This is a genomic window from Caballeronia udeis (genome assembly GCF_001544555.2).
In the GTDB taxonomy this organism is placed as follows: domain Bacteria; phylum Pseudomonadota; class Gammaproteobacteria; order Burkholderiales; family Burkholderiaceae; genus Caballeronia; species Caballeronia udeis.
On record NZ_FCOK02000049.1, the window covers coordinates 23493 to 35718 of the forward strand.

Consider the following 12226-nt stretch of genomic DNA (forward strand, 5'->3'; position numbering starts at 1 on the left):
CAATCGAAGGAACCGTACACAGTGACCAGAACGAACCTGAAGTTCGTCGGCATAGCCCCGGATCACAACCGGACCGCTCTGTCGAAGGGGCAAAAGGCGTTTAACGCGCTGATCAAGCAAATCGAGAAACGACGTGCCCGGCTTACTGCATGGGAGGGCGTTGTTTCCGCGTTCCACCACAAATTTGTCGGCGAATTTACGCCTCTCGAACGGACGCTGAAGGATTTGCGGATCCGGTTAGTGCACCGTCTCGATCAGGTGTGCGACCAGAAGGGTCTGACGAAAGCAGAACGTCGCACGGCATCCGACGTGATCGCGGAGCTTGCCAGCGATCTTGTTGCGCAAAGCGGCGATCCAGAATTAAAGGCGCTATACAACAAGCACAGCCAATCCGATTACGACCGTGAGGCGGCGTCGGAGTTGGAGGACATGAAATGGGTGCTGGAAGACATGCTCGGAGTGGAGCTGGGCGACGATCTGGATATGAGCTCACCTGAAGCTGTGTATAAGCGCGTGCAGGCGGAGATTGAGCAGCGTGAGGCGCAGGATCTCGCTGAAAGCCAGGCGCGGGAAGAGCGTCGCGCCAAGCGGAAAAAGACAGCCAAGCAAATCGCAGCGGAGGCGCAAGCGCAAGCCGAGCAGGCGCAGCTCAGTCAATCTATTCGCGAGGTGTATCGCAAACTGGCCAGCGCGCTGCATCCTGATCGTGAGACTGACCCCGAGGAACGCGACCGGAAGACCTCGCTGATGCAGCGTGTGAACCAGGCCTATGCAAACAACAATCTGCTGCAACTGCTGGAGTTGCAGTTGGAACTGGAACACATTGATCAGAACGCGATCAATAACATCAGCGAAGACCGGCTAAAGCACTACAACACGATCTTGAAGGAACAAGTCGGCGAGTTGGATCAAGAGATCATGCACGTTGAAGCCGCGTTCAAGAATAGCTATGGAATCGCGCCGTTTGAGGTTGTCGCCCCCGGCACTATCGTGCGCAATCTGGATAGCGATATCTCGATGCTGAAGAAGGACATACGCGCGCTGGAGAAAGATCTGCAGGCGTTCGACGACATCAGGCAACTCAAGGCGTGGCTCAAGGCCGCAAAGCAGGTGGCGGGAATGGACGTATTCGGTGATCTGCCTTATTGATCGTTCGCGATATTGGCGTTGACATATGCGCCAAGGTGCGCATAGAGGCGCGCATTCCGAGTGGATCTGGCCGCCGGACTTCTGCGTTTCGTCAAGCCGGTCCGCTGTAGGTCCTGCTGAGTAAGAAGGCGCGCCGCAATCTGATTGCGGCACGCTTTTTTGCTGCTGCGAGATTAGTGAGTTTACTTGCCGAGCGTGGACGCCGGCTTCACCACGCAGGTCGTCTCGATGCTCGATTGATCCGCGAACGTCAGCTTCAACGGGATGGTTGATCCGACGTTCACAGGCTTGGGTGCGTCCTCGAGCATCAGGTGATAACCGCTCGGGGCGAATGCGAGCGTACCGTGCGCCGGCACCTCGGCGGATTCGACCATCGACATGGTCGATGTGCTGCCGTTGCTCGTCGACTTATGCAGCATCGCCATGCCGAACGCGGGCGTTTCGGCACCGGTAAGGGTAGCGGGTTTATCGCCGCTATTCGATATCACGAAGTAGCCCGACGACGGCAATTTAGCCGGCATCGAACGGATCCAGCAATCGTGTACTTCGAGCGTCACGGCTTGCGCGCCGGTTGCAGCAAGAGCGCAAAAAGCCAGCAAACCGGCGTGAATCAGGGTGTTCTTTTTCATGTTCAGCTCACTTTACGTTGAAGAGATAATGGCCCTGCGTACGATGACCGTCGTCAGCCACGGCAGTCCATTTCACTTGATACGCGCCTGTCTTCAGATCGCCGAGGGCGACGCTCATATGTTTCTTGTTGGTCGCATCGACAACTGATTTCGCGCTGTTGACCTGCTTGCCCGCTGCATTGACCACAGTCAGCGTGCTGAATGCGGGTTCGAGACCTTCCGTGAAATCGATGGTTACTTCATGCGGTGCTTCGATGGTCGCGCCAGGTGCGGGCGTTTGCTGCGTGGGATGCGCATGCGCAAGAGCCAGTTGAGCCGTGGCGAGGAGCAGGGCGCCAAGGCCGCCATGCCTGACCATGTTTACGAGGGACGTGTTCATGCTGATCCTGTGTGATCTCGGTTGATCCGGGTGACACGAATGGTGCGTGCCGGCCACTTAGCCGGCGGCAGCGCGAAGAAGAATCAGACGAAGACTGGCGGTGCACGAGGTTGTGCAGCGAAGACTGGCGCATACGGCGGGAAGGGTTGTGCAGGGGCGTTATCGGGCAACGGTCCCAATGTGGCATGCGCGTGATATGCACTTGAGCCAAGCGGTGCTGCGGGTGAATGCGCCGCGAGATTACAGTACCCGCATGCGTTCCAATGACCTGCCGCGGAGTGCTGGGAAGAAGTGGGTTTGTCAGTGCCGGTCTGCGGGCTCGGTGATGTTGCCGAGCAGAACGCGCTCAGGATTATCTCGGGCTGCGCGCCGGAGGCAAGTGCTTGCGACACGGCCGGAGCGAGCGCGGTCATCAGGATCGCAAGCAATCCGAGGAGGCTGCCGAACTTGCGGACGAGGCGACGGCGCATGAGACTGACGTTGGCTTCCAAAGCGGGTTTAGCCGCTGATTATGCCACGCGTGCATGAGCGACTTTGTGCGCTTCCATGGCGACCATTCAGCGCAGCACAAGACCAGGAGCAGCCAGAACCCGGTGGCTGAGACAGCGTTCACGCAAGAAATGAAAAAAGCCCGGAGAACCGGGCTTTTGACTTTTAATCCTTGGTTGCGGGGATAGGATTTGAACCTATGACCTTCGGGTTATGAGCCCGACGAGCTGCCAGACTGCTCCACCCCGCGAAAAAGATTATAAGACAACGGGCGTCGCAGTGCAACATGTTTGTCATGTTGCCTGGGTTTTGATGGATTGATCGAGCACAGCTTGAGTTGGTGAGGAGCGTCGAGACTGTTCGTGCTCTCATGTCCTGAGGCGCTGCGAGTAACGGGGTGACGTTATCCGAACAGCGTTGAGCGCATATGAAAACACGGCCGCAAATCTCACCGGAGAGATCTGCGGCCGTGTGTTTCCACTACGCTGCCGGGTTGCTCGTATGCTGCTTAGAACCCGAAGGCGAAACCTGCGCCTCCTGTGCTTTCTTCGCCGGTCGTCGAACCGCCGACCGTGATGACCATGTTGGTCCCGAAGCGCTTCTGGAACCCGAGCGCGATTGCTGCCTTGTTACGATACACACCCGTGCCTGCCGCGAAGCGGTTGTCCTTGTCGGCGACGGCTGCCGCGCTGCCCGCCATCATCGCCATCGCGCTGCTCATCGCACCGACGCTGTTGATGTGGTTGTTCGCGATCGACAGGCTGCTGTTCATGTCGGAGCGAAGTGCATCCGTGTAACCCTTCGCCGACTTCACGCCCGTGTTCACCGACTGCTGCATCTGGTTCACGTTGACGGCATCGGTACCGTCCGTACCAGCCGCGACGTTCGTGATCTGACGCTGGCCACCGGCGTTTGTCGTACCGACTGATACCGCATTCGCACGATCCGCCACCGAGCCTGCGCCCAACGCGACCGCGTTGCTTGCCGTAGCCGATGTATTCGCCCCCAACGCAACAGCATTGGCGCCGCTTGCGACCGACGTTGCGCCGGACGCTACCGCATTGACGCCGGACGCCACCGCGTTTGCACCCGATGCGACGGAATAGCTGCCGCTTGATGTGGCGATTTCCGAGTTGCGATCGCCGTCTGCTGTGAAGAGCGGGTTATACGCATTGTTGGCAATGTTCGTGACCTGACCAATGAGGCTGTTCACCTGGCTCAGGTTGACCGCGTCCCTGTCGCTCGTGCCTGCCGCGACGTTATGCAGCGAGGTGCCTGTCGCATTGCCGTTGCCGAGTGTTGCATTGGCATAGTCCGGCGCGCCGTCGGCGTTGGTGTCGTACTTGATCGCACTTGCGCTAAGCGAGGTGACGCTGCTCGATACGGCGTTGAGCTGCCCGACGTTGGCTGCGTCGGTGGTGGCCGTACCGGCCGCGACGTTGGTGACCTGACGTTCGCTGCCAACCGCGCCGACCGATACCGCATTGTCCCGGTCCGCGACCGAGTTCGAACCGAGTGCTACCGAATTCTTGCCCGACGACAAGGCGCCGCCACCGATAGCCACCGAATCCGTACCCGTCGCCGATGAATCGCCAAGTGTGGAGTTGGTATGGAAGTACTTGATGCCGCCACCGTTGTTGACGTTGTTCGTAAAGTCCTGAAGCGCGGCGACGTTCTGGTTGGTCGCATACAACTGCGACCCGTTCACGGCGTCGGTGCTGTCGGCTGTCAACTTGCCGTTGTCCAGGTTCGTCAGCAACGTGGGTTTCGTGGCCGCTGCGCCACCCAGCGTGATCCGCTCGTAGTTCGGTGTGCCGTCCGTGTCCGTGTCGTACTTGACGGCGAAGCTGCCGAGCGTGTCGAGGTTATTCGACACCACAGTGAGTTGGCCGACATTGACTGCGTCAGTGGGCGCGGTGCCCGCTGCCACGTTGGTGATCTGACGTTCCTTGCCTGCTGCGCCGACAGAAACCGTGTTCGCACGATCAGCAACCGAGTTCGAGCCAAGTGCGACCGCATTGTCCGCAGATGCATTGGCTGCGCCACCGATAGCGACCGAATCCTTCCCCGTCACCAATGAGTCGACGAGTTGCGAATTCGTGTGGAAGTACTTGATGCCGCCGCCGTTGTTGATATTGCCTTCGAACGTTTCGAGCGAGCCAACGCGCTGATTGGTCGAGTACAGCTGCGAGCCGTTGATGGCGTCCGTGCTGGTCGAGGTCAGGTCGCCAATTTCCAGGTTCGTGAGCTTGGTCGGTTTCGTAGCGCCTGCGCCGCCGAGCGTCACGCTTTCGTAGTTTGGCTGGCCGGCCAAGGTGTCGTACTTCACCGCAAAGCTGTCAAGCTTTGCGACATCCTGCGATACGCTTGTCAGTTGCCCGAAATTGACTGCGTCGGTGGGCGCGGTGCCCGCTGCCACGTTGGTGATCTGGCGTTCGTGGCCTGCCGCGCCGACGGATACCGTGTTGTCACGGTCTGCAACCGAGTTCGAGCCGAGCGCCACTGCATTCTTCGCAGATGCGACGGCTGCGCCGCCGACCGCTACCGAATCTGCACCTGTGGCCGATGAATCGCCAAGTGTGGAGTTGGAATGGAAGTACTTGATGCCGCCACCGTTGTTGATATTCGTTTCGAACGTTTCGAGCGAGCCGACACGCTGATTGGTTCCAAACAACTGCGAACCGTTGACGGCGTCGGTGCTGGTCGCGTTCAGATCAGCGGCCTTCACGTTGGTGAGCTTGACCTGCGCGGTCGGGGCCGTGCCGCCCAGCGTCACTTGCGTATGACTGGTCGAGTCGTACGCGACCTTGCTCGTCAATGCTGTGTCGATCTTGGTGACGGCGTCGCCCACGGTGTTGGCGGTGGCGCCAGCGACGGTGTAGACAGGGGCATTGACCGTGCCGTCGGCGTTCAGCGTTGCGCCGTTGCCGAGCAGGGTAGTCACGCTCTGCAGTTGGTTGACGTTGACAACATCCGTACCTCGTGTACCTGCTGCCACATTGGTGATTTGGCGCTCGTTGCCGGCCGCGCCTACCGACACGGAATCCTTGCGATTCGCGACCGAGTTGGCGCCCAGTGCGACCGAATTGTTGGCCGATGCCTGTGCCGAGCCGCCAATGGCGACCGCGTCCGCTCCCGTCGCGGACGAATCGGCCTGCGACGAATTTGAGTGGAAATACTTGATGCCGCCACCGTTGTTGATATTCGTTTCGAACGTTTCGAGTGAACCTACGCGCTGGTTGGTTCCATACAACTGCGAACCGTTGACCGCGTCCAAACTGGATGTGGCAAGGTCGGCTGCTATCAGGTTCGTGATTTTGGTTGGCTTGGTGGCGGCTGAACCGCCAAGCGTCACGCTTTGATAGTTCACTGAGCCATTCGGGTTGGTGTCGTACTTGACGGCAACATCGGAAAGCGCGTTGAGTTGTCCGACGTTGGTCGCGTCGGTAAGCTCCGAGCCCGGTGCCACATTGGTGATCTGGCGTTCCTTGCCCGCAGCACCAACCGAGACGGTGTTCGCACGAGTCGCAGCCGAATTGGCGCCCAGCGCAACGGAATTGGAGAACGATGCTTTTGCACCATGACCAAGTGCAAGGGCGTCCGTTGCGGACGCGACTGCCGATGCGCCCACCGCCACTGTATTGGCTGCGGTAACCGACGACTTTGAGCCAATCGTCACGCCGCCGATCGCGCCCGCGGCTGTGCCGGAAAGATTAATGGCGTCGCTCGAGTTCGACGTGCCGGTTCCGCCATATGGGTTGAACGAGAACGAATGGGCGGAGTTTGTTACTGCGCCCGTATCCGGTGCGAATAAAACACTTTGCGTGGACGCTGCATCGAGCGCGACGTCATTGCTGCCAATAACAATGGATGATGCTGCTGCATTGCGGATTTGCGAGCCTATTGAGACCGCATCGTTAGCGGTGCTCTGAACGTCGGAACCGATGGCGATGGATTCGTTTGCGCCGCTCGATATGGCCTTGGTACCAATGGCCGTGGTGTTGCTTCCGCTCGCCACTGATCCCGCGCCTATGGCGACCTGGTCTGCGGTTGCCGCGGAGGGCAATCCGAGGCTGGCGCCAGCCACGGCCATCGCTGAGAGACCCAAAGACGCGCGAGCCCTTCCCGATGATTTTTTGCCACGCGCAGCAGCCGTTTCAGCGACCGCGACCCATGCGCCAACGGATTCATTCCAGACTGACTTATAAACCTTGTTCATTTTGCATTCCTGCGTAGAGTTGATTCGGATCCGTGACGCAAGCACGCAGATTAAAGAGATCAGATCTGCATACCGGGTCAGCGCCAGTGCCGAATCCAGGTGGACTCGCTGATGGCTGCGTGGACAAGGTTCGAACTCTACTGAGCGAGATGAAATGCCTTAATGAGAATGCTCCTAATTAACCTCGCGATGTAATTTAAACAACATATTAGCTACCCGAATTAATTGAGATAGCCGCGTGAATTAAGCCGAATTAAGAATTTATAAGAAAATGGAGGATTGAAAAACGAAGGGCTAATGAAACGTATCAGTCGTCGCCGAGCAGTTAAATGACGCTCCAATACAAGCCCCTTCGCCGAGGCATGTCACAATTTGTGTCATTCACGTCGGGCACTGAATGACATCAAGATCGCGTCGCCCGACTTTTCACTCGCCAGGAAGCCATTGCTTATGAATATCGCTCAAGATCTCCAGACCATCGCTCATCAGGAGAAGACGCTTGTCTTCCCGCAATTTGACTCCAACCGCGCATGGCAAATCGGTTCGCAATTGCGCGAGATGGCTGTTGCACGAGGCGCGGCGGTGGCGATCGAAGTGCGCACCTTCGGACAGCCGCTGTTCTTCGCCGCCCTCGACGGCACCACGCCCGATAACGCCCGTTGGGTGCAACGCAAGGCGCGCACCGTCGAGCATTTTCGCGTGAGTTCCTACGCGATCGGCCTGAGCCTGCAGCAGGCATCCGCCACCCTCGCCGATAAGTACAGTCTCCCCGCCGCCGAGTACGCTTCGCACGGCGGCGCATTCCCCCTCACCGTAAAAGGAGCCGGGGTGATCGGCGTGGTGACTGTATCGGGCTTGCCGCAACGCAAGGATCACGAGTTCGTGGTCGAAGCGCTGTGCGCCGTGCTCGGTCACGACGCAAGCACGCTCGCGTTTGCATCGGACAAGGCGTAACCCATGCGTCCATCGCCTTATATGCTGCTCGCGGTCGCGATCGTCGCCGAAGTCGTGGCGACATCGGCTTTGCGGGCATCGGAGGGATTCTCGCGGCTGGTGCCGTCCGTCATCGTGGTGATCGGCTACGGCATCTCGTTCTACTTGCTCTCGCTCACGCTGAAGTCGCTGCCCGTTGGCATTGTGTATGCCGTGTGGTCAGGCGCGGGTATTGTGCTGATCACGCTGGTGGCGGCGGTGCTATTCAAGCAGATCCCCGATCTGCCCGCCGTGCTCGGCATGGGCCTGATCGTGGCGGGCGTGGTTGTGCTGAACGTGTTTTCGAGGGTCAGCCCACACTGACCTCACATGTTTAGCGGCAGGACGCTGAACATCAGTTACAACGTACGACCATCGAACGGTTTTTAACATTCGCCGATACCACGTTGGTGATGCTGCCGCCCGATGGTCCGCCTTCCTCGTTATCCTTCGATACGATCGTGTAGCCGGTCGCGCCGCATTTCTCGCCGGCCATGACGTAGCAACTCGCCCATGTCGTGCTGGCGTCGGCGCCGCTGCAGTTGATGGCGTAGCCGCTCTGGCCATCGGGGAGATGAATCAGCGACGCATCGGTCGACGATGCGCATCCGCCAAGGCCTAAAACGCCCGCGGCCGCCAGGGCAAGGCCTGCCGCCTGTAGAGCTCGCGCCATACGCAATGGGGAGGGGGTCGGCAGGCGCCGTGCAAATTGCTTCATTGTGTTCCTCAGGTGACAAACGCCGGATAACCGTGAAAAGCTCAGGCGGAACGCGTGGACGCGGCCGATCCTTCTTTTCAAATCGCTTTCTCACGACATGATTCTCAAATGCGTTTCACGTTTCGCAACGCATTTTCCCACACACCGCTGACCGCGGAAAAATTCGCCCGTGTTGACCTGGATCAAGCCGGTCTCCATCAATGTGTTTGAAATGGTGCTTGCTGGCGCGTGCCTTGCGATGCGTAGCGCAGCGGCTTGCTTTCCAGTCGCCTTGGCGAAGGCGTAGCAGGAAAATGCAACAGGTTGCAACGGCAGCGAACTAATTGCCGGTGTTAAAACCTTACTGAAGGCGCGGGCAGCGCACGAATACTTATAAAACATCGAGAGGAAGACCATGGCAGAACGTGTCAACCGCCCGTATCGGGGGTATTACATTGGCGCGTCGGCGCGCGCTTACATTGACAGATTGCTGAGAAATAGCTGATGCGTACGCTCAATATCCGTCACCCGGCCATGCGTTGTGTAGCCGAGGCGCTGCTCGATTTGTTCCCGAGCGGCGCGGATATCAGCGAGATCGGCACGGATCAAAAACCGTGTTTGTTCGTGAGTTGGCGCACCGGCGGCATGGCAAGTCACCCAGGCAATATTGCGTGGGGCGTGCACTATCGGTTCGAGACGGAAGCATTGAGCCTGTTCGATCTCGCCACGCACCCGGCGCAGGAGCAATTTTGCGAGCGGGTAAGAGACATGAGCCGGCATCTGAGGTTCGACTACGCCGATCCCGACGCCGTCTCCCTGATGATCGTCGATGTGCCTGCAGGGCTGATGCGCGCAAGCATGACACCTGCGGGGTAGACTGCAGGTTTGCTCCGCGAGTACCATCGTTGCGATCTGTTTTCTTGCGTGCGAGGCAGCCATGAACATCCTTTTCCCAGCCGACGCACCCGCGTATCGCGACACGAATCTCACTGTGGTATTTGCCGCGCTGGTCGATGGCGAGCGCGTGCCGTGCGCAATCTCGGTCGAGGCGCTGGAGGATCATTTTGGTGTGGAAAGTTTAGACAGCGGCGGCTGGATTCGCGCCTTCGACGCCGCTCGTCCGACAATTGAAGCGGTCGCGCGGGAACATCTGTCGATCAGCCAGGGCGCGCCCGTGTTGTTGAAAAGCGGGCACTTTCCGCCGGGCTTGGTGAGTTGACCGGCGGTTATAGCCATTAATCTGATCTGGCGTGAATTAGCGCTCATCGGGCTAAACACCGTTCAGGTTTGAATTGACTTGGATCCCGTCCTGCGGAAAATGCGCGGGATGGTCAGCTCGAAGCCCCACCTCCCGAATCAGCCGTTATTACGCAGCCATATCCTCGATGCGGCGCGGGCAATCGTCGTGCGCCAGGGATTTGACGCGTTGTCCATGCGCAAGCTTGCCGAGGTCATCGGTTATTCGCCCGCTTCGCTTTATCTGCATTTCGCCGGCCGCGATGCGATTGCGTATGCGCTTTGCGTCGAGGGTCACGCGCAGCTGCTTGAGGCACTGCGCGTGCACGATTGCATAGCAGAGCCGGTTGAGCGCTTGAGGGCCATGGCGCATGCATACGTCAAGTTCGGGCAGGCACATCCCGAGGTGTATCGGCTGATTTTCATGCAGAATCCCGCCTATACCGATGACGCGTTCAGCGACATGGCATCGGCCGGCGAGACGGTGCTCTCCGTGCTGACCCGGACGCTGGCGCTTGTTCATGACCCTGCCGCCCGGGCCGGGACGTTGTGGGCAGCGTTGCACGGGATCGTGTCGTTGAGCTTGACGGCCCCGACAGTTTTCGCCGCGCCGACCGGTACGCTGATAGATGAAATGCTGAATCTGTATTTGCCGGGCGTGAACAAGAAACCTGTTCGTCGACGGCCGTCCGCAACCGCGGGTTGACGTGCTTTCCGGTTCCATTTCCCGCTCTATTTCCCCTCACACGAATAGAAACCTGCATTGCATATGACTGAATCCATCGACGAAATTCGTATTGAACGCGCAAAGGGGATCGGCTTTGTCGCGCTGAACCGTCCGAAAGCGCTGAACGCGCTGTCCACGTCCATGCTGCATGCCATTCACGGCGCGCTCGAAGCCTGGCGCGACGACGCGACGGTGCACGCGGTGGTCATCTACAGCCCGCATCCGCGCGCGTTCTGCGCGGGCGGCGATATCCGTTTCCTGTATCAATCGGCGAAGGCGGGTGAGCGCGCGGTCATCGACGAATTTTTCACGGATGAATACCGCCTGAATCATGCGATTTTCACGTATCCGAAGCCGTATATCGCGTTGATGAACGGCGTGGTGATGGGCGGGGGAATGGGCATTTCGCAAGGCGCGAGGAAGACGGGCGGCGTGCGGGTGGTTGCCGCGTCGACGAAGCTGGCCATGCCCGAGACGCGTATCGGCCTGTTTCCGGATGTGGGCGTTAGCTGGTTTCTCGCGCGCACCCCGGGCGCGATCGGGCGCTATCTCGCGGCGACGGGCGCGACGATCGATGCTGCCGATGCGCTCTACGCCGGTCTCGCCGATACCTGCATGGAAGACGACTCGCTGGCCGGGCTGGTAGATGCGCTGAAGGAAAGGACCTTCGCGACGGGCGCGGACGTCGTGCGGTTTATCGAGGCAGAGGGTCGGCCGGACGCGGGCAAGGCGAGTGATCTTGAGCGGGACCGGGTGTTTATCGACAGGCATTTTGCGTCCGGCAACGGCGCGGCGTGTCTGAAATCGCTGGAGAGCGCGACGAGCGGGCCGGAAGGCGAATGGGCCGCGCATACGGCTGCCGAGCTACGCGAGCGTTCGCCGTTGTCGATCGATGTCTCGCTGGAACTTGTCGACCGCGCGAAATCGTCCAGCATGGCCGAGACGCTGCGGCGCGACCTCGGGCTTACGCGTGCAACGTTCGATCATGGCGACGTGATGGAAGGCATTCGGGCACGCATTGTCGATAAGGACAACCAGCCCGCGTGGAAGGTGGTGCGTGTGGAAGCGGTGACGCGGGAAGAGGTGCTGCGGATGTTCGACAGCCCGTGGACCGGGCCCGACCATCCGCTGGCTGCGCTCGCAGATTAGTCCGCTTCGCTGCCGGCCGTGAAGGCGCGCAGGAAGACGAGCGCGCCCCAGCCCCACATCGCATTCGATGCAAATCCGAGCGCGAGGCGGGGAAGCATGTTGCCGCTTGGCCAGATGCCGCGCAGCGGGTCCACCACGAACACGCTTGCGGCCGTCAGCACGATGCCGCCGAATACCAGCGCGCCGACCCACGGCGCCGCGCGCTCGGGCGAGACCCGCAGCAGCCACGCCATCAGGATGCCGAAAACCGCGCTCCATAATGCGTTGACGATGAATTCGGGAATGCCCAGCGGAAGGAACGGAACTGTGGAATAACCGGCTGGATCGACCACCCCGGCTGCATGCAGCAACGCGATGGTCGCTTCACGGAAAAACAGCGCGGCGAGAAAGCCCGCAACGAACGGCAGAATGACTTTTTGCATTAAAAACCACCGCTTGGGACGCTAGCCGCGGCTGCGCCAATATTTTAAGGTGGCGTCATTATAGGGGCGGGTATGCCGCGTTATGGTGCAATCAGGTGGAGCTTTGCGGTAGATGCAACGGGGTGCTTGCCAATGTTGCTCGATATTTTCCGGTTTAT

The 12226-nt window shown here is 59.5% G+C and carries 14 protein-coding genes and 1 tRNA gene; 7 read left to right on the top strand and 8 right to left on the bottom strand.

The window, feature by feature from the left end:
• Nucleotides 1-21: 21 nt before the first annotated feature.
• Nucleotides 22-1149 carry a J domain-containing protein gene (locus AWB69_RS28580; protein WP_062090241.1) on the top strand — a complete coding sequence of 376 codons (1128 nt, stop codon included), beginning with the start codon at nucleotides 22-24 and terminating at the stop codon, nucleotides 1147-1149.
• 182 nt (nucleotides 1150-1331) lie between these two features.
• Here the strand turns inward: AWB69_RS28580 and AWB69_RS28585 are convergent, their stop codons facing one another.
• From AWB69_RS28585 to AWB69_RS28600, 5 genes are all read right to left on the bottom strand, one after another.
• A complete protein-coding gene (locus tag AWB69_RS28585; protein ID WP_062090196.1) occupies nucleotides 1332-1778 on the bottom strand; it encodes a copper chaperone PCu(A)C in 447 nt (148 codons plus the stop codon).
• A gap of 7 nt (nucleotides 1779-1785) precedes the next feature.
• Nucleotides 1786-2157, bottom strand: a complete 372-nt coding sequence (gene copC / locus AWB69_RS28590; RefSeq protein WP_062090197.1) for a copper homeostasis periplasmic binding protein CopC — start codon at nucleotides 2155-2157, stop codon at nucleotides 1786-1788.
• A gap of 83 nt (nucleotides 2158-2240) precedes the next feature.
• Nucleotides 2241-2627, bottom strand: coding sequence for a DUF2946 domain-containing protein (locus AWB69_RS46110; RefSeq protein ID WP_075644008.1), 387 nt, complete (start codon nucleotides 2625-2627; stop codon nucleotides 2241-2243).
• Between the two features lie 192 nt (nucleotides 2628-2819).
• Nucleotides 2820-2896: transfer RNA gene (locus tag AWB69_RS28595), tRNA-Met, on the bottom strand.
• Nucleotides 2897-3154: 258 nt separating this feature from the next.
• Entirely contained in the window at nucleotides 3155-6865 is a 3711-nt protein-coding gene (locus AWB69_RS28600; RefSeq protein WP_062090198.1) for a YadA family autotransporter adhesin, read from the bottom strand.
• A 450-nt stretch (nucleotides 6866-7315) separates the two neighbouring features.
• Between AWB69_RS28600 and AWB69_RS28605 the strand changes: the two genes are divergently transcribed.
• A complete protein-coding gene (locus AWB69_RS28605) occupies nucleotides 7316-7819 on the top strand; it encodes a heme-degrading domain-containing protein (protein ID WP_062090199.1) in 504 nt (167 codons plus the stop codon).
• A 3-nt stretch (nucleotides 7820-7822) separates the two neighbouring features.
• Complete coding sequence (locus tag AWB69_RS28610; RefSeq protein WP_062090200.1) at nucleotides 7823-8161, top strand: SMR family transporter; 339 nt, start codon at nucleotides 7823-7825, stop codon at nucleotides 8159-8161.
• Nucleotides 8162-8192: 31 nt separating this feature from the next.
• On the opposite strand, the gene AWB69_RS28615 is transcribed toward AWB69_RS28610, so the two are convergent.
• Both AWB69_RS28615 and AWB69_RS28620 read right to left on the bottom strand, forming a co-directional pair.
• Complete coding sequence (locus AWB69_RS28615) at nucleotides 8193-8510, bottom strand: hypothetical protein (RefSeq protein ID WP_156529001.1); 318 nt, start codon at nucleotides 8508-8510, stop codon at nucleotides 8193-8195.
• Nucleotides 8511-8645: 135 nt separating this feature from the next.
• Nucleotides 8646-8951: a hypothetical protein gene (locus AWB69_RS28620; protein WP_062090202.1), complete on the bottom strand. Its 306-nt coding sequence runs from the start codon at nucleotides 8949-8951 to the stop codon at nucleotides 8646-8648.
• 87 nt (nucleotides 8952-9038) lie between these two features.
• Between AWB69_RS28620 and AWB69_RS28625 the strand changes: the two genes are divergently transcribed.
• The 4 genes from AWB69_RS28625 (at nucleotide 9039) to AWB69_RS28640 (ending at nucleotide 11646) form a co-directional block, all read left to right on the top strand.
• The gene (locus tag AWB69_RS28625; protein WP_231937274.1) at nucleotides 9039-9410 is read left to right on the top strand and encodes a hypothetical protein; all 372 of its coding nucleotides are present in this window, start codon (nucleotides 9039-9041) and stop codon (nucleotides 9408-9410) included.
• A gap of 61 nt (nucleotides 9411-9471) precedes the next feature.
• On the top strand, nucleotides 9472-9753 hold the full coding sequence (locus tag AWB69_RS28630) for a DUF1488 family protein (RefSeq protein ID WP_062090204.1): 282 nt from the start codon (nucleotides 9472-9474) through the stop codon (nucleotides 9751-9753).
• Nucleotides 9754-9861: 108 nt separating this feature from the next.
• Nucleotides 9862-10476, top strand: a complete 615-nt coding sequence (locus AWB69_RS28635) for a TetR/AcrR family transcriptional regulator (protein WP_062090205.1) — start codon at nucleotides 9862-9864, stop codon at nucleotides 10474-10476.
• 63 nt (nucleotides 10477-10539) lie between these two features.
• Entirely contained in the window at nucleotides 10540-11646 is a 1107-nt protein-coding gene (locus tag AWB69_RS28640) for an enoyl-CoA hydratase/isomerase family protein (protein WP_062090206.1), read from the top strand.
• On the opposite strand, the gene AWB69_RS28645 is transcribed toward AWB69_RS28640, so the two are convergent.
• Entirely contained in the window at nucleotides 11643-12068 is a 426-nt protein-coding gene (locus AWB69_RS28645; RefSeq protein ID WP_062090207.1) for a hypothetical protein, read from the bottom strand. The two genes, AWB69_RS28640 and AWB69_RS28645, sit on opposite strands and share 4 nt — an antisense overlap.
• Nucleotides 12069-12226 lie beyond the last annotated feature (158 nt).

Bases quoted from the DNA above. Each gene is read 5' to 3' on its own strand.
- copC (WP_062090197.1), bottom strand. From the start codon at position 2,157: ATGAACACGTCCCTCGTAAACATGGTCAGGCATGGCGGCCTTGGCGCC.
- AWB69_RS28615 (WP_156529001.1), bottom strand. From the start codon at position 8,510: ATGGCGCGAGCTCTACAGGCGGCAGGCCTTGCCCTGGCGGCCGCGGGC.
- AWB69_RS28600 (WP_062090198.1), bottom strand. From the start codon at position 6,865: ATGAACAAGGTTTATAAGTCAGTCTGGAATGAATCCGTTGGCGCATGG.
- AWB69_RS28605 (WP_062090199.1), top strand. From the start codon at position 7,316: ATGAATATCGCTCAAGATCTCCAGACCATCGCTCATCAGGAGAAGACG.
- AWB69_RS28640 (WP_062090206.1), top strand. From the start codon at position 10,540: ATGACTGAATCCATCGACGAAATTCGTATTGAACGCGCAAAGGGGATC.
- AWB69_RS28585 (WP_062090196.1), bottom strand. From the start codon at position 1,778: ATGAAAAAGAACACCCTGATTCACGCCGGTTTGCTGGCTTTTTGCGCT.
- AWB69_RS28635 (WP_062090205.1), top strand. From the start codon at position 9,862: ATGGTCAGCTCGAAGCCCCACCTCCCGAATCAGCCGTTATTACGCAGC.
- AWB69_RS28620 (WP_062090202.1), bottom strand. From the start codon at position 8,951: ATGGTCTTCCTCTCGATGTTTTATAAGTATTCGTGCGCTGCCCGCGCC.
- AWB69_RS28630 (WP_062090204.1), top strand. From the start codon at position 9,472: ATGAACATCCTTTTCCCAGCCGACGCACCCGCGTATCGCGACACGAAT.
- AWB69_RS28645 (WP_062090207.1), bottom strand. From the start codon at position 12,068: ATGCAAAAAGTCATTCTGCCGTTCGTTGCGGGCTTTCTCGCCGCGCTG.
- AWB69_RS46110 (WP_075644008.1), bottom strand. From the start codon at position 2,627: ATGCGCCGTCGCCTCGTCCGCAAGTTCGGCAGCCTCCTCGGATTGCTT.
- AWB69_RS28625 (WP_231937274.1), top strand. From the start codon at position 9,039: ATGCGTACGCTCAATATCCGTCACCCGGCCATGCGTTGTGTAGCCGAG.
- AWB69_RS28610 (WP_062090200.1), top strand. From the start codon at position 7,823: ATGCGTCCATCGCCTTATATGCTGCTCGCGGTCGCGATCGTCGCCGAA.